The 21,637-nt window shown below is 46.2% G+C and carries 19 protein-coding genes; 5 read left to right on the top strand and 14 right to left on the bottom strand.

The annotated features are described in order from the left end of the window. Positions 1-3 precede the first annotated feature (3 nt). Positions 4-522 (bottom strand): LPS-assembly lipoprotein LptE, encoded by a 519-nt coding sequence (locus tag DFP81_RS07500; RefSeq protein WP_115897323.1) that lies wholly within the window; start codon positions 520-522, stop codon positions 4-6. Positions 523-585: 63 nt separating this feature from the next. Continuing rightward, entirely contained in the window at positions 586-3,033 is a 2,448-nt protein-coding gene (gene leuS / locus DFP81_RS07495; RefSeq protein WP_115897157.1) for a leucine--tRNA ligase, read from the bottom strand. Positions 3,034-3,209: 176 nt separating this feature from the next. Between leuS and DFP81_RS07490 the strand changes: the two genes are divergently transcribed. Beyond that, positions 3,210-3,632 (top strand): hypothetical protein, encoded by a 423-nt coding sequence (locus DFP81_RS07490; protein WP_245959112.1) that lies wholly within the window; start codon positions 3,210-3,212, stop codon positions 3,630-3,632. A gap of 78 nt (positions 3,633-3,710) precedes the next feature. Here the strand turns inward: DFP81_RS07490 and lnt are convergent, their stop codons facing one another. Genes lnt through miaB form a run of 5 tightly spaced genes read right to left on the bottom strand, consistent with a single transcriptional unit; the run spans position 3,711 to position 9,068 of the window. After that, entirely contained in the window at positions 3,711-5,312 is a 1,602-nt protein-coding gene (lnt, locus tag DFP81_RS07485) for an apolipoprotein N-acyltransferase (RefSeq protein WP_115897156.1), read from the bottom strand. 1 nt (position 5,313) lies between these two features. Then, positions 5,314-6,177 carry a CorC family transporter gene (locus DFP81_RS07480; protein WP_115897155.1) on the bottom strand — a complete coding sequence of 288 codons (864 nt, stop codon included), beginning with the start codon at positions 6,175-6,177 and terminating at the stop codon, positions 5,314-5,316. A gap of 12 nt (positions 6,178-6,189) precedes the next feature. Beyond that, on the bottom strand, positions 6,190-6,654 hold the full coding sequence (gene ybeY, locus DFP81_RS07475) for an rRNA maturation RNase YbeY (protein ID WP_115897154.1): 465 nt from the start codon (positions 6,652-6,654) through the stop codon (positions 6,190-6,192). Then, positions 6,654-7,700 (bottom strand): PhoH family protein, encoded by a 1,047-nt coding sequence (locus tag DFP81_RS07470; RefSeq protein WP_115897153.1) that lies wholly within the window; start codon positions 7,698-7,700, stop codon positions 6,654-6,656. Before DFP81_RS07470 ends, ybeY begins: the two co-directional genes overlap by 1 nt. Before the next feature lie 12 nt (positions 7,701-7,712). Beyond that, the gene (gene miaB / locus DFP81_RS07465) at positions 7,713-9,068 is read right to left on the bottom strand and encodes a tRNA (N6-isopentenyl adenosine(37)-C2)-methylthiotransferase MiaB (RefSeq protein WP_115897152.1); all 1,356 of its coding nucleotides are present in this window, start codon (positions 9,066-9,068) and stop codon (positions 7,713-7,715) included. A 194-nt stretch (positions 9,069-9,262) separates the two neighbouring features. Between miaB and DFP81_RS07460 the strand changes: the two genes are divergently transcribed. After that, the gene (locus DFP81_RS07460; protein WP_115897151.1) at positions 9,263-9,946 is read left to right on the top strand and encodes a hypothetical protein; all 684 of its coding nucleotides are present in this window, start codon (positions 9,263-9,265) and stop codon (positions 9,944-9,946) included. A gap of 118 nt (positions 9,947-10,064) precedes the next feature. Here the strand turns inward: DFP81_RS07460 and DFP81_RS07455 are convergent, their stop codons facing one another. Further along, positions 10,065-10,526 carry an EVE domain-containing protein gene (locus DFP81_RS07455; protein ID WP_115897150.1) on the bottom strand — a complete coding sequence of 154 codons (462 nt, stop codon included), beginning with the start codon at positions 10,524-10,526 and terminating at the stop codon, positions 10,065-10,067. Between the two features lie 324 nt (positions 10,527-10,850). On the opposite strand from DFP81_RS07455, the gene DFP81_RS07450 reads away from it, so the two are divergent. Together DFP81_RS07450 and DFP81_RS07445 are read left to right on the top strand one after the other, a co-directional pair. Continuing rightward, a complete protein-coding gene (locus DFP81_RS07450) occupies positions 10,851-11,948 on the top strand; it encodes an HD-GYP domain-containing protein (protein WP_115897149.1) in 1,098 nt (365 codons plus the stop codon). Positions 11,949-11,996: 48 nt separating this feature from the next. Continuing rightward, positions 11,997-12,968 carry a histone deacetylase family protein gene (locus DFP81_RS07445; RefSeq protein ID WP_115897148.1) on the top strand — a complete coding sequence of 324 codons (972 nt, stop codon included), beginning with the start codon at positions 11,997-11,999 and terminating at the stop codon, positions 12,966-12,968. A gap of 76 nt (positions 12,969-13,044) precedes the next feature. On the opposite strand, the gene DFP81_RS07440 is transcribed toward DFP81_RS07445, so the two are convergent. The 4 genes from DFP81_RS07440 to DFP81_RS07425 all read right to left on the bottom strand — a co-directional run bounded on the left by DFP81_RS07440 (position 13,045) and on the right by DFP81_RS07425 (position 18,013). Continuing rightward, on the bottom strand, positions 13,045-13,257 hold the full coding sequence (locus DFP81_RS07440; RefSeq protein WP_115897147.1) for a hypothetical protein: 213 nt from the start codon (positions 13,255-13,257) through the stop codon (positions 13,045-13,047). A 647-nt stretch (positions 13,258-13,904) separates the two neighbouring features. Continuing rightward, positions 13,905-14,561 (bottom strand): RluA family pseudouridine synthase, encoded by a 657-nt coding sequence (locus DFP81_RS07435; protein ID WP_115897146.1) that lies wholly within the window; start codon positions 14,559-14,561, stop codon positions 13,905-13,907. A 6-nt stretch (positions 14,562-14,567) separates the two neighbouring features. Beyond that, the gene (gene rapA, locus DFP81_RS07430) at positions 14,568-17,393 is read right to left on the bottom strand and encodes an RNA polymerase-associated protein RapA (RefSeq protein ID WP_115897145.1); all 2,826 of its coding nucleotides are present in this window, start codon (positions 17,391-17,393) and stop codon (positions 14,568-14,570) included. Positions 17,394-17,395: 2 nt separating this feature from the next. Further along, positions 17,396-18,013, bottom strand: a complete 618-nt coding sequence (locus DFP81_RS07425; protein WP_115897144.1) for a YigZ family protein — start codon at positions 18,011-18,013, stop codon at positions 17,396-17,398. Positions 18,014-18,079: 66 nt separating this feature from the next. Between DFP81_RS07425 and DFP81_RS07420 the strand changes: the two genes are divergently transcribed. Further along, positions 18,080-19,393: a DNA recombination protein RmuC gene (locus DFP81_RS07420; protein ID WP_115897143.1), complete on the top strand. Its 1,314-nt coding sequence runs from the start codon at positions 18,080-18,082 to the stop codon at positions 19,391-19,393. Here the strand turns inward: DFP81_RS07420 and DFP81_RS07415 are convergent. Both DFP81_RS07415 and DFP81_RS07410 read right to left on the bottom strand, forming a co-directional pair. Beyond that, entirely contained in the window at positions 19,390-20,562 is a 1,173-nt protein-coding gene (locus tag DFP81_RS07415; RefSeq protein ID WP_115897142.1) for a cation diffusion facilitator family transporter, read from the bottom strand. The two genes, DFP81_RS07420 and DFP81_RS07415, sit on opposite strands and share 4 nt — an antisense overlap. A gap of 172 nt (positions 20,563-20,734) precedes the next feature. After that, complete coding sequence (locus DFP81_RS07410; protein WP_115897141.1) at positions 20,735-21,637, bottom strand: recombination-associated protein RdgC; 903 nt, start codon at positions 21,635-21,637, stop codon at positions 20,735-20,737.

Genomic DNA, 21,637 nt, shown 5'->3' with positions numbered 1-21,637 from the left:
AGCTTATTTAATGGGCGCGTAGCCTAAATCATAGATCAATTGGTTCGCCAGCTCTTCACTCATCTCTTCTTCTTTAGACTTGTTGTAAGCGGCTTTGGTGCTTTCTTCAGAATTCTGATTTGAAAGGGTCTTACTGGTGCTTACCGTACGAGGGCCGTATAACGATTTACCATCATCTTGACGAATGAAGTAGCTGGTGCGCATGCGACGTTCGATTTGCGTGATGTCATTAGACGAGTTACGCGCTAACACAGTATCCGCCGTCGTTATGGCGTTTACTTTTAGCTCTAATACATCATCCGCCGCATCTTTAGCGTCAACCACAGTAATGCCAGCACGGGTTAGGGCGATGCGCAAAGAAGTGTTAAAAGTATTGGATTTTGCTTCAGAGGTGAGCGTAATGGTTTTCAGAGCTTGTGGTATCTCGGCTTGCCCGCGTAACTGAAAGCCGCAAGCGGTTACACTTAGCGCGATAAAAGCAAGAAAAAGAGAGCGGGTAGTATTGTTAAAGAATGCTAGCATGGCCATGGTCTCTTATTTGGCAAGAATGAAAAGGGATGGCAATACCATCCCTTGTTGAACACATTAGTTGGCGACAATGTTAACCAAACGGCCGGGCACAACGATGACTTTACGGACCGTTTTACCTTCCAAGAATTTGGCTACATTGGGGTGAGCTAATGCTTCCGCTTCAATCGTTTTGTTGTCTGCACTTGCTGAGACGGTTAATTCAGCGCGTTTCTTACCTAGCACTTGAACCACGATGTTCAACTCGTCTTTAACGAGCGCCTCTTCATCTAACATTGGCCAAGGTGTATCCACAACATGGTCTGTATGTCCAAGGTCAGCCCATAGTTGGTGAGCGATGTGTGGCACGATAGGAGACAACAATAGCGTAGCGGCTTCTAGTGCTTCTTGAGCCACTGCTAAGCCAAGTGGAGAAGTGTCTTCAAATTTACTGATCTCATTACACAGCTCCATTACAGCGGCAATGGCCGTATTGAAGGTTTGACGACGCTCAATATCATCAGTAACTTTTTGAATGGTTTCGTGGGTCTTACGACGTAATGATTTTTGCGCGCCATTAAGAGCGGCAATGTCGAGTTTACCCACTTCACCTGCGTTAGTGTGACGGTAAGACAGCGCCCATAACCGACGTAAGAAGCGCGATGCGCCATCGACACCGGCATCGTTCCACTCCAAAGACTGTTCTGGCGGTGCAGTAAACATGATGAACAAACGGACTGTATCAGCACCGTATTTTTCAATCATTTGCTGCGGGTCAACGGTGTTGCCTTTGGATTTAGACATCTTAGTGCCGTCTTTATTAACCATGCCTTGTGTTAACAAGCGTTTGAATGGTTCGTCAGAGTTTACTAAGCCTGCGTCGCGTAGCAGTTTATGGAAGAAGCGTGAGTACAGCAAATGCAAGATAGCGTGTTCAACACCACCAATGTATTGGTCAACCGGTAGCCAGTAATTGGCTTCTTCTGTCAGCATGGCATCCGTAGCGTCAGGGCAGCAGTAGCGAGCAAAGTACCAAGAAGATTCCATAAAGGTATCAAAGGTGTCGGTTTCGCGTTCTGCTTCTTCGCCGTTAAACATGATGGACGAAAAGTCAGGGTTGTTTTTGATTGGTGAATTAACCCCATCCATGACGACATCGGTTGGCAGTTCAACAGGCAATTGATCCGCAGGAACAGGTACCACAGAACCGTCTTTTAAGTTGATGGTTGGAATTGGCGTACCCCAGTAGCGCTGGCGGCTAACACCCCAGTCACGTAGGCGATAGTTTACTTTTTTCTCGCCAATACCGTTGTTTTCCATCCAGCTGCAAATCGCATCGAAAGCGTCTTGGAATGCCAAGCCATCAAATTCACCTGAGTTGCATAATACGCCTTTCTCGGTGAACGCCGCTTGCTCTAGGTCTATTTCTTCTTCGCCAGCAGGCTGAATAACTTGCTTGATGGTTAGGTTGTACTTCTTGGCAAATTCGAAGTCGCGTTGGTCATGAGCAGGAACCGACATAACCGCACCAGAACCGTATTCCATCAACACAAAGTTGGCGGCAAAAACAGGGACGATTTCGCCGGAAATAGGGTGGATAGCTTTAAAGCCAGTATCCATGCCTTTTTTCTCAACCGTTGCCATGTCTGCTTCAGTGGTTGACATGAGTTTGCTTTCGGCAACAAAGTTAGCCAGCTCGGCATTGTTTTCAGCCGCTTCTAGGGCTAAAGGATGCTGAGTCGCGACCGCCACATAGGTGACACCCATGATGGTGTCAGGGCGAGTTGTGTAAACGGAAAGGCGCTCTTCTTTACCTTCAACGGCAAAACTAAATTCTAAGCCTTCAGAACGGCCAATCCAGTTACGTTGCATGGCTTTGACTTTTTCTGGCCAGCCATCAAGTTGGTCAAGGTCGTTTAACAGCTCTTCTGCGTAATCCGTGATACGGATAAACCACTGTGAGATTTCTTTTTTCTCTACTGTGGTACCACAGCGCCAGCAAGCCCCTTCTTCTACTTGCTCGTTTGCCAGTACAGTTTGGTCTTCTGGACACCAGTTAACGGCCGCTGTTTTTTTGTAGGCTAAGCCTTTTTCGACTAACTGGGTGAAGAACCACTGTTCCCATTTGTAGTATTCAGGTGTGCAGGTTGCGACTTCACGATCCCAGTCATAACCAAAGCCAAGCTCTTTAAGTTGGCCTTTCATGTAAGCGATGTTTTCTGTGGTCCACTTAGCCGGTGCTGTTTTGTGTTTGATTGCCGCGTTTTCTGCTGGCAAACCAAAAGCATCCCAACCCATTGGTTGCAAAACGTTTTTGCCTTGCATACGCTGATAACGAGAGATCACATCACCGATGGTGTAATTACGTACGTGACCCATGTGCAAACGGCCGCTTGGGTAAGGGAACATAGACAAGCAGTAGAATTTTTCTTTACTGGCATCGGCGACGGCTTTGAATACTTTGTTTTCATCCCAAAATGATTGAGCGGCTTGTTCAACCTGCTGAGGATTATATTGTTCTTGCATGATGTTTTATGGTCCCGTAATAGGCGTTAGGTTGGTCGTCACTACACACTTGCTTCTCTAACTAAGGAAAAGACAAGGATTGCATTAAAAATTTGCGTAGAGCCCAACAGAGTCTAAGAATATTCGCTATTTTATAGAGATGAAGCTCTAATGAGAAGGCACAGAGAAGAGGAGTTATGAAAACAATGAAAAAAGATGACCTAAAAGAGCAAAACAACACAGATTTAGTGGCTGAAGCTCGTAAGACCTTGCAAGGGGCGAAGGATTGGCTACTGGACGACGTGTCACTAATAAAAGCTTACTGGCACGACAAAATGGGCTATACCGAGGCCTGGGTGGATGCCAATTGGCATCTTATTCTAGATGAGGGGCATGAGCTGGTTGAGGAACTGGATGAAAAAGAAGATGCCGCGTTGCTATGGCTAATAAATCATGCGAACAATAACCCAGTCCCGCTTGAAGAATGTCATGTGGCTGGGCAGCCAGCTAAAGCTGGGGTTTATCATTGTATGTCTTGCGGCCACGATAACATCATGACAGAAGAAGGGACATTAGCAACTTGTGAAGTGTGTCACTACGGTTTGTTATCGACACATTAATTAGCATCTATTGAAGTAACTAAACCCTTCAGTGCAGGCCATTTGAGAGAGAAGGATTTGCACTGAAGAGTGAGTGACTTATTGATAAAGTCGGCTTTTTAATAGGCTTTTCTTTTCGCTGATACGGCGCTTGCTTAATGCTTTATTACTGCCGTAAGACAACACAAAAGTAATCAGCAAGAGCAATATCACTGGCCAATAGCCCCACTGTACATAGGGGGTAATGCCGCGTAATGTGTTTACTGTGGCGGTTAATGTTGTTCTTTCAAACTGCTTGGCTTCAGCAATAATGTCGCCATTTTGGTCGATAATGGCAGACACTCCGGTATTGGTTGCTCGAATCAAATAACGGCCAGATTCTTTGGCGCGAAAGCGGGCAATTTGCAAATGTTGCCAAGGTCCAATAGAAGCACCAAACCATGCATCGTTACTGATGGTGATCAAGAAGTCACTGTCACGTACCAACTGTCGCACTTGCTCTGGATAGACTATCTCATAACAAATGAAGGGCGCTGCTGCCCATTCACCAACTTGTAAAGTTGGCTGGTTGCTGTCTCCAGCCGAGAAAGACGACATCGGCATGCCAAAGATATCTAAAATAGGCCCAACCAGTGATGCGAGGGGTATGTATTCGCCAAATGGCACCAGATGGCGTTTGTAGTAAAGGCCAAAGCCGTTGCCTGTGGCCCACATCGCATTGTAGTAGATGTTGGTTTTTGAGTTGTAATCCGGCACACCTGTGATCAGCGTGGTGTCGGTGTCGGCTAACTGCTTTCTTAGGGGACTTAAGAAGGGGCGAACTTCATGGTAAAAATAAGTGATGGCGGTTTCAGGCCATACCACTAAGTCACTGTCTAGGTGTTCACGGGTGGCCTTTTCGTAATAGGCTAAAGAGCTTGAGGCCGTGCTTTGCTGCCATTTTAACTCTTGAGGCACATTGCCCTGTACTAGGGTGGTTTTAAGGGTGCCGGTTTGCGAAACCCACTGCTCAGGGAAGTAGTGCAAATACAGGCCTGCTGACCAAGACAGTAATACCGCAAGAATCAGCGCAATATGGTTATGGCTGCTAAATAAGCGTCCCGGAATCAGACAGGCCGTGAGTACAACAATGGCACTGGTGAGCCAGATTCCTCCAATGGGCAATAATTCATACAGCCAAGTTTCCTGAATAGCGTAGCCAGGTAACAACCAAGGAAAGCCAGTGAAAAGGTGGCTGCGAGCAAATTCGCCCAGCAATAGGCTGAAGGCAATCAGCAGCGCAGGGGAAATATGTTTAAAACGTTGAATTAAGCGCCAAGCCAACCAGCCAGATAAAGACCAAAAGAGGGTGACCACGAGTACAAACAATAGGGTGATCAGGGTTGAGGCGATATCGCCGACCTGACCATAGGTGTCAATACTGACGAAAATCCATGATACCCCAGCGCCAAAAAAACCTAAGCCTACGGAAGTGCTACGCCAAAACGCTGATTTGGCTGTTGAGCTGGATAAAATCAGCGTAGCAAAAGCCATCAGAGTAACGAAGTAGCTGGGCCAGAAATTAAATGGCGCAAAGCTGGTTACACCGATCGCGCCAGTTAACAAACCTATGATAAAAACGATATAGGGTGAACGGTTTTTTAACGCAGAAGGGCGTTTCCGCCCCGCTCGAGTGGTTAAGTCGGGGAGGCGATCGGACATATTATTCCATTGCTTCTTCTGTAAGGGTTGAAACTTGTATGGTTTTTACTCGGCGACCATCTGATTTTAGTACGTGAAAATGCAGTTGGTTGAAGGTGATTTCTTCGCCACGGACAGGAACATGTCCAAATTGCTGAACCAGAATGCCACCAATGGTGTCAAACTCTTCTTCGCTGAGATCGGCTTTAAAGAACTCATTGAAGTCCTCTATGGTACACAGCGCAGGGACTAGGAAAACATTACTGTCATCCGTGCTTTGAATATCGTCGTTTTCTAAACGGTCGGTTTCGTCTTCGATTTCACCAACAATTTGTTCTAATACATCTTCAATGGTCACTAGGCCAGAGACACTACCGTATTCATCAAGTACCAATGCCATGTGATAGCGCTTGGTTCTAAAATCATTCAACAGGACATTGAGGCGCTTACTTTCAGGAATGAAGTTAGCCGGGCGTAGGCGTGACATAATGTCATCGAGTACGATCTCTTCGTCTTTGAACAGTAAAGGCAGTAGATCTTTCGCGAGTAAAACACCCAGAATTTCGTCGGGTTCTTCACCCACCACAGGAAAGCGTGAGTGGGAAGAGTCGATGACTTTTCGGATCGAGGTTTTTGGATCGTCTTCGGATTTGATGATTACCATCTGAGAAGGTGGAATCATAATATCGCGGGCTTGTACTTCAGACACTTCCAAAGCACCCTCTACAATCGTAAAGGCATCACGGTCGATAACATCAGATTTTACCGCCGTTTCTAATAGTTTGACGATGTCTTCTCGGCTACGAGGTTCGTCATGAAACGCTTGCGCTAATCGCTCAAACCAAGATTTATGATCGTTGGAGTTACTCGATCGGTCTTCACTCATGGGGTTGTGAACTCACTCTTTTATCAAATAGGGGTCAGGTATCGCCAGAGAAGCAAGCAGTTGTACTTCTAGCGCTTCCATTTCTTCTGCTTCGTCATCATTTATATGGTCATAACCACGTAAATGCAATATGCCATGAATGGTTAAGTGTGCCCAGTGGTGCAAAAGCGGTTTTTGTTGCTCTTTTGCTTCTTGGTTAACCACTTGAGTGCAAATAACCAAATCACCCAGCAGGGGAACCTCTAAATCCATTGGTGCTTCAAATGGAAAAGAAAGGACATTGGTGGGTTTGTCTTTGCCACGGTATTCGTTGTTCAATGACTGACTTTCTGCTTCGTCTACAAGGCGAATTGTCACTTCAAATTCATCGCCAATGGTGGGCAAAGCCGCGGTTACCCAGCGTGAAAAATCTTCCTCGCTGGGTAAGTTGTCCGTGTCTTGGCTGGCGATTTGTAGATCTAACTCTAAATGGGCCATTATTCTGTATTGCTCTTAGTTTCAGCTTGCGCTTTTAGGCGGGCTTCAGTGCGGGCTTTTTTCTCAACTTCCTCTTCTTCATCAAAGCGCTCATAGGCTTCCACGATACGCTGTACAAGAGGATGGCGAACCACATCGGATGCGGTAAAGTGTGTCAAACTGATGCCGTTTACACCGCGTAATACGTGCATGGCATGTGCTAAACCTGACGATGTTCCACGGGGTAAATCGACTTGAGAGGTGTCACCAGTGATCACGGCGGTCGAGCCGAAGCCAATACGCGTTAAGAACATTTTCATTTGCTCTCGTGTGGTGTTTTGGCTTTCATCAAGAATAATAAACGCATTGTTTAGAGTGCGGCCTCGCATGAACGCAAGAGGGGCGATTTCAATGACGTTTTTCTCGATCAGCTTATCGACTAGCTCAAAGCCAAGCATTTCATAGAGGGCATCGTACAAGGGGCGTAGGTAGGGGTCGATTTTTTGCGATAAATCGCCTGGTAAAAAACCCAGTTTTTCACCCGCTTCAACAGCAGGACGAACCAACATGATACGTTCTACTCGATCCGCTTCTAGCGCTTCAACAGCACAGGCGACAGCCAAATAAGTTTTGCCCGTTCCGGCAGGCCCAATACCAAAGTTGATATCGTTTTTGCGAACTTCGCGGACATAGCCTTGTTGGTTTTTACCCTTTGGCTTGATGTAAGCTTTGCGAGTTTTGATAACCAGCTGGTCACTTTGTCTCTTACTGCTTTTGGTCAGCGACTCAATCGCTGATTCCTGCAAATAAAGGTGCACAGTCTCGGTGCTAATGGCGGCTTCAGCCAAGGCTTCTCGATAGAGGTTTTCGATCAAGGTTTTGGCGGCGGCAACACGCTCAGCGTCATCCCCTGAAATATCAAATAGCTCACCACGATAACGAATAGTGACATCAAGGCGAGCTTCGATAAGCTTAATGTTCTCATCAAGCTGGCCGCATAATGCCGCTAAAGCAGGCGCTTCAGCGGGCATTAGACGGGTTTGTTGTGTTGTCTGTGTTGTATCCAAGGGTAACCTTATTTAGTGAAGAACAAAGTCTGTGTCTAGCTCAGAGCTAATCAATTCACCCAGTAGGGAATTGGGGTAAGCGTCTGTTACGACCACATCGGCAAACTTGCCGATTAGCTGCGGATCAGTTGCGCGGAAATTGACAATACGGTTGTTTTCCGTGCGGCCTTGCAGCTGTCCTGGATCGCGTGGAGAGTAGCCACTGATTAGAATGCGTTGAACCTCGCCAACCATAGCCAAGCTAATATCATAGGCTTGTTGGCTGATGCGACGTTGTAGAATAGAAAGGCGCTCTTTTTTCACTTCTTCCGGAGTGTCATCTTCTAAATTAGATGCAGGTGTGCCAGGGCGTTGGCTGTATACGAAGCTGAAAGAATGATCGAAGCCAATTTCTTGGATCAGGTTCATAGTGTCGATGAAATCTTCGTCGGTTTCACCAGGAAAGCCGATAATAAAGTCAGAGGACAAGCTAATGCCTGGGCGCGCTTCTTTGATGCGATTAATTTTATCAATGTAATATTGACGATCATGACCACGTTTCATCGCGCTTAGGATGTTGTCTGCACCGCTTTGTACTGGTAAATGTAAATGGCTTACCAATTTAGGCTCGTTGCGGAAGGCTTCCACTAAACTGTCCGTGAACTCAACTGGGTGAGAGGTGGTAAAGCGTATGCGTTCTACGCCATCGATTTGAGCCACAGCATGAATGATGTCGGCCAGATCGGTTTCGTCACCTTCTTCGTTTTCACCACGGTATGCATTGACGTTTTGACCCAGTAGATGGATCTCACGCACACCTTGTTCAGCCAGTTGGGCGACTTCCACTAGGATGCTTTCAAATGGACGGCTCACTTCTTCACCGCGAGTGTAAGGCACGACACAGAAAGTACAGTATTTACTGCAACCTTCCATAATGGAAACAAACGCTTCAGCGCCTTCAACTCGAGGAGCCGGTAAGTGGTCGAACTTTTCGATTTCCGGAAACGTCACGTCTGTGATGGGAATATGGCTGCCCGCTGCATTGACCATTTCTGGAAGTTTATGCAGAGTTTGTGGGCCAAAAATCATATCAACATGCTTAGCGCGTTTACGAATAGCATCGCCTTCTTGACTGGCCACACAACCACCCACACCAATGACCAAGTCTGGGTTTTTCTGTTTTAGCTTTTTCCAGCGGCCAAGTTGGTGATACACCTTATCTTGTGCTTTTTCACGGATAGAGCATGTGTTTAGCAGTAAAACGTCAGCTTCATCTGCATTATCTGTTAGTTCCATCTCATGACTTTCGCCGAGTAAATCTGCCATACGAGAAGAATCGTATTCGTTCATTTGGCAGCCGTGAGTTTGGATAAAAAGTTTTTTTGCCATGTAACTTATAAACCTAAAATGTGTTCGTCTTATCGACTTTGCACCCATTATATTGGGGATTGACTCTGAATCACAGAGCTGTTGGACATTCCGCGTACTTTAACGTTGAAATAGTTTGTTAACAAGCCATGATGACTTTGCTTTATTTGCCCTGCGATGCCACATTTATAGGGTGGTTTGGGCAAGGGGACGTTATGAAGTATCTGCTTTCAACTTTCATGATTTTAACCATTTTCAATGGGCAGGCTTGGGCAAATGATGAGTCGCCTAATTTCGAACTTGGTTTGGGTGGTGGATTATTAAACAGCAAAGCGCTGTTTAACCTAGATGTGTTGTTAAATATTCCATTAAATGAGGTGTATTCCACTCAAGTTCTGTTAAACAGTAACTATTTAATGACAGGTCGTTCTAAAGACAGTTTTGCGCAATCTGAACTGGCATCTAACTGGTTTGCTCGAAATGAATACGGTCGGCTTGGGGTGGGAGTAGGCGTTTCGGAGCTAAAACCGAAAGACGACAATAAGGAAACCGACCGCAGCCTCGTTGGTCGCGTCATGGCGGATGCGTTTTGGGATGAAGTGACCTTCTCAGGAAATTATACAAGCTACGACAGCACTCTTAATAACCTCAGTAGTACGCGCTTAGGGGCGAGCTATTATCTAACCGAGGATGTGCGTATTTCTGCTTATCGTGAGCGCTATAACGATGAGTCCGCTTGGCGTATTGAAGCCTTTTTTCAACCAGATAAATACCGTCAATTGGCGAGTGTTGGCGTGATTGCGCGTTCAGGAGAAGATAATGATTATCTTGGTGTTATCGCCCGCTACTACTTTGATACTAAGGTTTCTTTGCAAGAACGCGAGCGCCGCTATCATTAACGCGAGCGGGTGGTTTAAGAAAGAGGGCAGGTGCAAAAGCTTGAGCTTAGGTCGCGTTAGCGTCTAATAGCCACCCCATGGCCTCGATTTCTTCGAAATTTGCCCCCTTCCATTTTGTTTAAGCCTGGTGCGTTGTGTTGAGAATATGCTGCCACTCGCTTGCCAAAACCGGCATCACGGAAAGGCGACTGCCTTTCTTTACTAAGGTCATGTCACTCAATGCCGGGTCCTGTTTGAGACGGCTCAAGGTAATGATACTAGGTAATATTTTAACCAGCTCGATATCCACCATAAACCAACGTGGGCTTTCCTTCGTGGATTTTGGGTCGTAATATGGGCTGCTGGAATCCCAGCTCGTGTAATCTGGGTAAGCGCGGCGAGTGACTTGAGCAATGCCGGCAATGCCTGCGGGTTTGCAGCTGGAATGATAAAAGAAGACAAGATCGCCGACTTCCATGTTTTTCATAAAGTTGCGCGCTTGGTAGTTTCGAACCCCATCCCAAGGCGAAGGCCCTTGCTGTTTAAGGTCGTGGATGGAGAACGCATCTGGTTCCGATTTCATTAGCCAATATTGAGGCATGTTTTTCTCGCTTTAATAAAGGTTGGGGGTGCTTCACGCAGTTTTACATTTTATCTACAATGGTGTGATTAAGCCATGGGATAGGGTTTATACCAAATAGTTTGAGGTTAATTGATTGGTCTTAAGGAAGGCGCGAATAAGTCGCTTCAGCCCCTAAGGGCATGGTCTAAAAGCTGGTGTTTTTTGTTAAGTATCTTGTCTATGGGTACACTATTTTGATCCGATACTTGCCGCGAACAGCAAGCTTTTATCCACCTGTTGAGTCAAGAGAAGTGGTTGTTGCCTCCCTTAAGCAATGGCGATATTTAGTAATGGATGGATACAATGGGTCAATTTGCCTGCAAAGAGTTTTCCGCTCTAGAAAAAGAGCTTAAAGATGACTTGTTAGAGTGCTATCAAGACGCTCAACAAGAAATCGAAAACATTATTAATAATATCGAAGATGAAGGTTTTTCATTCGAGAAACTGGATAATTTATTCCGTTCATTGCATAGCATGAAAGGGAACTGTTCAGTGTGTTTTCTCGACCCTTTAGTGGCAGCACTGCACAGTTTGGAAGAAATCGTTGATGGCATGCGCGGCGGCTATATTGCTTACCACTATGATCTAGGGAGTTTGATCAATGTGGTCTTGGAACAAGTGGGAGAATTGTTGCAGCAGCTGTATCAGTATCACGGTGCTGAACGCCTAATTTTAGCAAAGCTGCAATCGGGATTAGATGGTGTTTATGCTTGTGAAAATGACCAGCACCGACCTCGCTTAGCGCGTTATTTAATAGAAGAAATTGCGATCGAATTAAGTGACGCCCCCATTGGTGCGAAAACCACCTCGCTGTTGGTAAAAGTGCAATACAATGAAGCTCAACAAAAAGACATTGACCATTTTCGTCAGTTGAGCAGCAAGTTGAATCGGCTATTAGGTTATTCAGAAGAGCGTGGTGAGCGAATTTTGAAATTATGCCAACTCATTAATCTAGAATGCCAAACCCAAGAAGATCCAGCGCAACTAAGTGCTGCCGCCTATATGCATAATATGGGGATGGCGGTGGTGTTAAACAGCCAAGATGAAGACGCCAAACAGCAAGCAGAATTTAATCACCCTATGGTAGGGGCGAAGTTGCTGAACAAGCACCAAGGTTGGGACGCTGCCGTTGCTATGGTGGAAGCGCATCAAGAGCGTTTTGATGGCTCAGGCACTCCTAATGGTTTGGTTGGTTCTTTAATTCCTCAAGGGGCATTTATCGTTGCGCTTGCAGTGATGTTTATTGATGTTGTCTGGGGTAAATCTGGTAGTGAGTACCGGGCCAGCTCGATGCGTGCGATTCAGCAAGTGAATTTTGAAAGTGGTAAGAGGTTTCCGCCTCCCTTGGTAGATTCTTTTAATGCCGCGATTCGTAAGGTCATAGTAGCGCGTCGTCAATAATCACTGCTAACATTGTCCTTCAATGTTCTGATTTTGCTGTATTTTTCTATGCCTGATTTGCTTTCAACTGTCACCTCTGCTGCATTAAATAGTAAAAAATTGCCTTTGGTGTTTCACCCTCATTACAGTATCCCGTTCCCAGCGGGGCACCGTTTTCCCATGCACAAATTTCGTCTGTTAGCAGAGACCTTGCGTAAACAGGGGATTTTGACTGCCGAAAACGAACATCAGCCTAGCCCCTTATCTCTGTCAATTTTGATGCAAGCCCATGACAAAGGCTATGTACAACGCTTTATTCGTGGTGAGTTGACGGCTCAAGAAATCAAAGACATTGGCTTGCCTTGGTCGGAATGGCTGGTTGAGCGTACTTTGCGAGCTGTCTCTGGTACGATTTTAACCAGTGAGCTGGCATTGCAGCATGGTTTAGCTTGCCACCTGGCGGGTGGAACCCACCATGCACATCCTGCCCATGGGGCAGGCTTCTGTATTTTTAATGACTTAGCGGTGGCGGCATTAGCTTTGGTGAACTCGGGCAAAGCCAAAAAAGTATTGATACTGGATTGTGATGTACACCAAGGCGATGGCACCGTAGCCTTCTTTCAAGACCGGACTGACATTATACCAATTTCTTGGCATTGCGAAGAAAACTACCCCAGTGTGAAGCAAACAAAAGGCATCAATATCGCCATTCCCAAGGGGGCTGAAGACGAATTCTATTTGTCTATTTTACAGCGTACCTTGCCCGCTTTGTTGGCAGAACATCGGCCTGACTTTGTTTTCTATGATGCTGGGGCCGATGTGCACAAGGACGATCGATTAGGCTATGTCAATCTCACGGATAACGGTGTGTTAGCCCGGGATCACTACATGATCAGTCAGTGTGTTGAGCAAGGCATCCCCGTTGCCTGTGTGATCGGTGGAGGCTACGACCGGCAAGAAGAAAGCGTGGCGTGGCGGCACAGTTTATTGCATCAGGCAGCGAATCAAGTATGGCAAGAAACGGGTCTCTCTTCCTCGTAAGCTTATATCGGGGCAGCTTGTATTGTCTTATCAGGTATTTTGCTAAACGAATGTTCTCGGCTACAAGGGGTCATGATTAAGCGGTTAGGGCCCGGTATTGAATGATGAGATCAATAATCTCGTGATCACTGCTAGTAGACTCAAGGGATTTATCAACAGAGGTTCGTTGCGGTAAATAAATATTAAACTTCGACTGCAGCATGGTTGCGATCTGATCGTCTGCGGTGGGGTCAAACCCTTCACCTGCATAATTCTGAATTCGTTGGAAAATGAAATGCTTATCTGTCATAAAACGCCTGTTTTTTAAATTGCTAGTCAGCTTGTTGTCCCATAGGCAAAACGATGAGCACCTTTAAATAAAAGCGTCGTTTTGACTTGTGGGATAGTGGTGTAATGGAGCGTGTTCAGAATAATGAGGAAACATCGGTCTGTTCTAACTTGTCCTAATTTACATTATAGGATCGTCTGTCGCTTTGATAAACCGCAACAAACGCAATGTAAGTACGCTTATCTTACCTTATAACTCCCGCTGCTTATCACTTTAATTTGATTAAAATTGGTATAGATAGGGTAAAGGGGTTAACGACAGACATTCGTCCGTCGCCTTTATCTAAAATTGTGGCAATTAGCCGTGGCAAAAACCTACAAAAGCCAGTGAAGGCGCATTCTTTATCTGTGCTATCTGGTTATCAAATCCCTTTAAACGCAACGCATTGAGTGCTGATACTCCAGTAGGGTTTTACAGGGAAGTGACCCCTTAGTGAGGAGTTCAGCCTGTTGTGGGCAAGATTGATCGGTGTTGTTGATGAGGTAGGCGGCAGTTTCGAAGAGAAACGCCGATTGATCTAGTGTTATTAACTCACGACAGTGTGAGACAGAAAAGCAGAAAGAACGAATGGCTGTTATTCGCTCTTTCCTGTTAAGAATAGAAATAAGCTAAAAAGGGCAGGGGGCGACAAAAGCGAGCCAAGCCTTAGTAAAAGGGTGACGGAACTCCAGTCGATAGGCGTGCAGCAATAACCTAGGATCCGCTTCGGTGTATTCCGGATCGTAGAATTCATCACCAATGATAGAATGACCAATGCTTTGCATGTGCACACGAAGTTGATGAGAACGTCCTGTGTAGGGGGTGAGCCGAACGCGAGTCGTGTTGCCTTCGTAGCCAATGGGCTGCCAAAAAGTGATGGAATCTTTGCTCCACTCGTCAGTGCAGACAATTTGTCTTGGTCGATTCGGCCAGTCGCAGCGTAACGGTTTACGTATTTCTCCCCGTTGACCTAAAAGTTTACCGCGCAACAAGGCGCGGTATTCTTTTTTGACTTCTCGTTCACGAAAGTGCGCGTACATGCGCTTTTGGCATTCGTGGGTTTTGGCCACCAGAATCAATCCTGAAGTGGCTTCGTCCAATCGATGAATGGCAAAGGCTTCACCAAACTGCTGCTCAGCACGATACAAAATAGAATCTTGCTTGTCTGGACCGCGACCGGGCACAGACAAACAATTCGCTGGTTTGTTGATCACAACAAACCAGTCGTCTTCATAAAGTATCTCTAGCCTAGAGTCTGGTGCTCGTCTAGATAATGGCGTTGGCACGAATAGCTATTCCGGCTTAGTGGTGAGAATGATTCGAATCGCATCCAAACGGATTTGATGCTCATCAATACGTACTAAGCCTTCTTGCATGTTCGTTTCTAGGCGCTCAATGTCTTCTTCAGTAATGGCTGAATTAAACGTTTTAAGCTCACTTAAACGTTCAATTTCACTTTGACAGCGGTGCTGATAAGACGATTTTGCCGCTTGAACAATAGGACGAGCTTGGTCTTGAGCGTTTAGCTGATGGGTTTGTAGTACTTCGATCAGATTTTTGCGCAAGGCTGCAACCCATTGTTCTGCAACACGGTTTGGTACACCTTTAAGTTTTTCAGCCCACTTGTCCGCGGTAAATTGCTGATGCAAGAACTTGCCATTAGAATCCGACAGTTGCCACATTGGTGTCATTGGTAATGACTGCGCAAGCTTCAATCTAGGGTGAGCGGTAGCCTCGATAACAAACATACTTTCAACCAAGACTGTGCCTTCAGGAAGTGCCGCAATCGGCAGAATCGCCGAGGTAAGCCTGCCGGAGTCAAAACCTTGAACTTCGTCCATCAGCATGGTGATCAAAGGGTGCTCCCAAGTGGCGAAAGCAACGTCTTCACGCTGGCTGGCTTGACGGCGGTCTAGCATCAGCATTTTGCCTTCTTCTTCGATCCCAGGTAAGGCCTCAAGCATCATGTCAGTAGATGGGCGAATAAACCAAGCGCTTTGCTCTGGGTTGTCATTCATGCATTCTGCATGGATGTTAAACGCATGAGTGACATCTTCAATGTAATCATGCAGGCCGTGGGTTGCTTGCTCATTGATCTGGGAGATCAGTTCACGAGCGCGTTCTGGGCGGCAAGAGCTCATTTCTAAAAGACGGTTACGGCCTTCTTCCATTTGTTTAAGAAGCGCTTCGTGGTACACATGCGCTTCTTCAAGTAGGGTGGCGTCATCATCTTGGCCATGTAAATAGGCGTACAGGCTGTCGCGGAAAGCTTCTTCGACTTTGTCGCCAGCGCCTGTGGTACGGCAAAATGCATTCAATGCATCGTGGTACCAATGGAAAAGACGCTCTTGTACGCTGTCGGCAAGGTAAGGAACGTGAATCTGTACATCTTCGCGTTGCCCTAAACGGTCCAAACGACCAATACGCTGCTCTAGTAAATCTGGATGCTCAGGTAAGTCGTACATAACTAGGTGATGGCTGAATTGGAAGTTACGTCCTTCACTGCCGATTTCAGAACAAACGAGAATTTGTGCACCTTCTTCGTCAGCAAAGTAGGCGGCCGCACGATCGCGGTGGATTAATGGCATTTGCTCATGGAAGTCGGCGCTTTGGAAGCCGGCAAAGGTAAGTTGGTCATTTAGCCATTGGGCCATGTCAGCGGTATGACAAATAACCAGTACTTTATCTGCCTGACACTCTAGAAATTCTTTTAGCCACACCCAGCGAGGGTCTTTTTCCCATAATCCATCTTGAACCTCAGTTTCCGGCTGAACATGGTGGGTTGCAGAGGCAAAAAACTCGTTATTCTCAAGCGGGTAGCTGTGCAATGCTCGATTAGGGAAACCACCGACGGCCGCACGAGTGTTACGGAACATTTCACGCCCAGTACCATGGCGATCAATCAACCAGCTAATGGCTTCTTTGGCCGCTTCAGCGCGCTGCTCTGAGTCACTGTGGTTAAGTTGTGTGAACCATTCTTTGGCTTTGACTTCGCCTAGGTAGTTGCCAAATGCAGCAGGCCAATCATGATCGCTTGTGTCGTCTTGAGTGGTTAATGGCAACAAAGCTTCGGCTAAGCTGGCCGCTTGTTTGAAGGCGTGTTGTTGCGCTTGGTAGCGTTCGAAGTCGTGGTAACGGTCGGCGTCTAGCAATTGTAAGCGAGAGAAATGCTCGCGCTCACCGGTTTGTTCAGGCGTTGCACTAAGCAGCAATAATGACTCGGTTTTCTCGGCGAGACGGGCAACTACTTGATAGCCAATACTTGGTGTTTCTGGGTGCCAAGCAAGGTGGTGAGCTTCATCGACGATCACCATGTCCCATTCTGCATCCAGCATATGTTGCGCGGCTTTAGGATGCTGGCTGGCCCAGTCGATTGGTGCAATCACGAAAGGCTGCTGCTCAAATGGGTTGTCATCACCGTCCATGAAATCTTCATACACGGCATCGTTAATCAGGCTAAATGGCTGATGGAAACGACGCAGCATTTCAACCAACCATTGGTGTTGCAGGTTGGTTGGAGTAAGAATAAGGGCGCGTTTGCAAAGGCCATTAAGTAGTCGTTGATGCAAGATCAAACCCGCTTCTAGGGTTTTACCCATACCCACTTCGTCACACAAAAGAGCGCGTGCCTGTGGGCGGTTTGCAATGTCGTGAGCGAGGTAAATCTGGTGGGGCAATAGCTCGGCTTTGAGGCCCATCAAACCGCGTACTTGAGACGCAGCATTAGCGGCTTGGTGCTCAAGCGTGTGGCGGCGTAAATCAAACCACATGCGGCGTGCTGGTGATAAGGCAAGAATCGAATCCAATTCGTTTTTGTCGTTACGCGGGAACTGTATTAGCGATTCCTCTAACCAATCGTCATCATCACTGATACGGTATTCGATTAAGCCATCAATTTCTTCGACTTCCAGTACAGTGAAAGTCTCATCTTTAAAGGATAATTGGTCGCCAGGGGTAAGGGTGCGACGTACAAGACTGGTTTGGTCGTTTGAGTATTGACGATCCGCTTCTGCATCAGGGAAATGCAACAAGAAGGATTTGTTTTGTTTTTCAATGATCATGCCGACGCCGAGATCAGGCTCGTTGCGGCTACTCCATCTTTGTCCAGTTTGGTACATAGTTACTCGTTGTCCGGTTCAATTAACGTTAAATTGCCTTGGCATAAGTCAGTCAGTGCTTGTTTCTGCTCGGGCCAAGTGCGTTCTATAACAGCAAGGTCAATGACAATGCTGTCAGTGTAGGTTTTGTTGTGTATTTCGATGTCGCTTTGTTCTAAAAAATATTCGATCTTACCTAGTAGAGAATAGGTGATTTTTAGCTGAACAGGGACGCGCGGATACACATTTTCACTTTCGGTTTGGCTTAATGCCTCTTGTACTGCTTGGCTGTAGGCTCTAACTAAGCCGCCAGCCCCCAGTTTGATACCACCGAAATAGCGTGTCACCACGACCGTAGTTTCACCAAAATCCGAATGTTGTAATACATTTAACATGGGTTTTCCGGCGGTGCCTTTGGGTTCTCCATCGTCACTTTGATCCCATAAATGCACGTTGTTGGGAGCGCCCGCGACAAAGGCCCAGCAATGATGATTCGCGTCTGGGTACTGGGCGCGTATTTGGTCGATAAAGGCTTTGGCGGCCGCGCGACCTTGAGTGCGGCTCACTGTGGTAATGAACTGACTATTTTTGATTTCAAGATCAAAGCGTTGCGTGTGTGTTGGGCTTAAGTAGTAATCCATGTAAACTTATCAATTGAATTCAAGAGTGATTGATTTCACTATAAAAAATAGCGGGTTTTAATTCATATGACAGATTGGCTTTCACAATCAGTTTGGGCGTTATCGGGCTTTTGTGTGGGCGCGATTCTACTGTCTGGCCTTGCCAGTCTTATTGTACAGGCTATGCGTCGTCAGTGGCACCATACACAGCAAAAAATGCAGCAACAAAATGAGGAGTTAATGCGCCTTGTTGAGCAGTCTAAGGAGCAGATTCATTATCTGGAAAAAGAATCCATTACCCTAGAGCAACAATTTGCCGCTGCGCAGAGCGTTTGGCAAGAGAAAGAAGCGTTTTATCGTGAGCAAAAAAAGCAAAATGAAACCGAATTTAAGCAAATGGCCCATGAAATTATGAGTCAGCAGGGGCAGCATTTAGCAAAAGAAAACGAACGTCAGCTAGGCAGTTTGCTCACTCCGCTAGGCAGCCAGATCCAGAAGTTTCAAGAAAGTGTTGATAAAAGTTATCAAGAAGAAGCGCGAGAGCGTTTTTCTTTGGTGCGAGAAATCAAAAGCTTGCAGCAGTTAAATCAGAAAATCAGCGATGATGCGATGAGTTTGACCTCTGCTCTAAAAGGGCAAAATAAGCTCCAAGGTGGCTGGGGTGAGGTTATTCTGGAGCGCCTTCTGGAAAAATCTGGATTAGAAAAAGGCCGTGAATACGATGTGCAAGTGTCTGTGCAAACCGAAGAAGGACGGCGCCTGCAGCCTGATGTGGTTATTCATTTACCCGAGGGCAAGCAGATTGTAGTGGACTCCAAAATGGTGTTAGTGAGCTACCTTGCCTATATGGAAGCAGAGAGTGAAGAGGCACGAAACCGTGCCTTGAAGCAGCATTTAGACGCTGTGCGTCGTCATATGAAAGAACTCAGTGCTAAGTCCTACCATGATTTACCCGGTATTACGTCGTTGGATTTTGTATTGCTCTTTATTCCCATCGAAGCGGCTTTTGGTCTTGCATTACAAGCCGATAACGGTCTTTTCAGTGAGGCCTTCGAGCACAATATTATTATTGTTGGGCCATCAAACTTGTTAGCGACCTTACGCACTATTCAAAATATTTGGCGAAATGAAAAACAGAGTCAAAATGCCATCGAAATTGCGCGCCAAGCGGGGGCTATGTACGACAAATTTGCCGCTTTTGTACAGGATATGGATGATATTGGTAATAAGTTAGATGCCGTAGGGCGTAGCCATGATGCGGCGCTGAAAAAGCTAAGCCTTGGGCGGGGTAATTTATTAGCGAGGGCGGAAAAACTGAAGTCGATGGGGGCAAAAACTACCAAAGCGCTCCCACCAGAGCGCCTTAATGACGCTCTAAGTGATGAGTCAGAAGAGGTTTAAAGTGGGTCTCGTTTAGCCACTGACCAAAGTACCTCTACTTGGTTTGCATAAGGTGCCGCTTGCATGTCCAAATAGATAGCTTGCGTTACCTTTTGCAGGTCTGCCTCTGCTGGTAATTTACTTGAATCTGCGATCAGTTCGATGTCTAGGCTGTGAGCGAGGTAGTGTAGACGAGTCTGATGTACCTTCAGGTAGGCGCTATGGCGACGTAATAAAAAGTTCAAATCCGCTAATACTTGATGCCTTGCAGGGCGTTTTAAGTACTCAGGCTTTTCCCCTTCGATAGGCAACTCTTCATCAATGTCATCTTCAGGATCAATGTGCACTAATACGTCGACCACCTGTGGGTGTGCCTTGCGGATAGTGTAAGACACCAGTTCCCCTAGAAAATGCCCTTCACTAACGCTGGCATGATTTGGCACATAAATATGCATATCAAGGTAAATTTTACCTGCCATCGAGCGAGCGCGAACATCATGGGGTGCCATCACATTCTTCAGGCTGTCGGCGGTTTCTTTTATTTGCGCTATCAGTTTTGGGTCTGGGGCACTGTCGACCAATTCGCTAAGGCTTTCCCAAATCATGCTTAGTGCCATTTTGCCGATTAATAGCGCCACTACAATAGAGGCCAGCATATCAGCCCAGGGATAACCGAAATACACGCCGATGAGGCCAATTAGTACAGCAACAGAAGACAGGGCATCACTGCGGCTATGCCAAGCATTGGCAACCAGTAGTTGGCTGCTGATTGCTTCGCCTGCTTTCTTGGTGTAGTGAAAAATGGCTTCTTTCACACCGATGGTGGCCAATAAAGCCGCCATACCATACCAGGTGAATTGCGCTAGTTTTTGGTTGTCTATCGATTCATAAGCAATGCCAGCGGCAACGATGATCAATACCATGCCTAAAAAGACGGTTGTCACTGTCTCAAAACGCAGATGGCCATAGGGATGCTTTTCATCGGGCCCTTGGCGTGCATTGGATGAGGCGAAATAGACAAATACGTCTGTGATTAAATCTGACAGCGAGTGTATGCCATCGGCCATTAATGCTTGGGATTGAGAGAAATAACCAGCGACAATTTTGGCGACCCCTAAGATGGCATCCCAAATGGCCCCAACTAAAGTGACTCGTTTAGCAATCGCTTGTTCTTGTTGCAGTTTTGTCATGAAGCGCTCATTCGTATGGATTTAACAGTGAGTTTAATAACACTCATTTATGCTTGCTATGGCTTGCTTTTTTAGGAAGCAGCCTTGCTGTCTGGCTTCCCGAATGTTCTCCCCAGTGTTATCCACGATATCTGTGGACAACGTTGGGAGTTGGTTAAAAATTAGGCATGTTTTATGCTTCTGTAATCTCGAACCAAAGACAGTAAGAAGCATAGAATTCACGAAGTGTTAATGACATCAAGGCAAAGTTGGCGTCCATATCTGATAAGCCACCACCTTGTGAGTCATTAAAGGCTGCTTCTTTAAGTGCGTCATCAAATTTGATTTTGCGCAATGTTAGGTCTTCATGCAAAACAAAGGTCAGTTTATCAGTCCAACGTAGCGCGACAGATTTTACTGCCATGCCTTGTGCTAAATGACGGGTTACGTCTTCAGAAAGAGGTTCTAGCGCTTTAAAACGGATGGTTGCTTTGTCTTCTGAACCATCTTGAATTTCGCACTCATCGCCGGTTTCTAGGCTGGCTGGCACTTCATTTTTAGTGAGCCAGTCAGTCATTAATGAGGCAGGGGAGACTTGTGCTTGCAATGGGGACATAGGAAAGCTGCCCAAGGTCGTTTGCAAATGTTTAAACAGCAGTTCAGTCATGCTCGCATTTGTGCTGTTGATAACTAAAATTTTAGCTTTTAAATCAATATATGCCCAGATGTCAGTGCGTTTTGAAAAAGCCTTTGGTCGTAAGCTGAAAACCAATTCATCTTTCATGTCGGTTTTTTCTTTGCGACCCACCTTACGGCCTTCCATTAACTCGATTTCGGCAACCTTAGCTTCGAGTTCCTCACGAACAACGGCCGCAGGTAACACTTTTTCTTCTTTTCCCGCGCGAAATAAAAGGCACTGATCGCTCGCCAGGCTCCACTGTTCGCTGTTACGAATAAGAGGTAACCAGCCAAAAGAGAACTCTTCTTGAGAGCCACATTCTGTTAGTGGGAACTCAGGGATTTTGTTAATGAGTTCATTCGTATCGAGTGACTTTGTGTCTTTTAATTGGAAAATCTGGGCATTCTTAAACCACAT

The organism is Marinomonas pollencensis (assembly GCF_003387375.1).
Taxonomy (GTDB): domain Bacteria; phylum Pseudomonadota; class Gammaproteobacteria; order Pseudomonadales; family Marinomonadaceae; genus Marinomonas; species Marinomonas pollencensis.
This window is presented reverse-complemented; position numbering and strand designations above follow the sequence as displayed.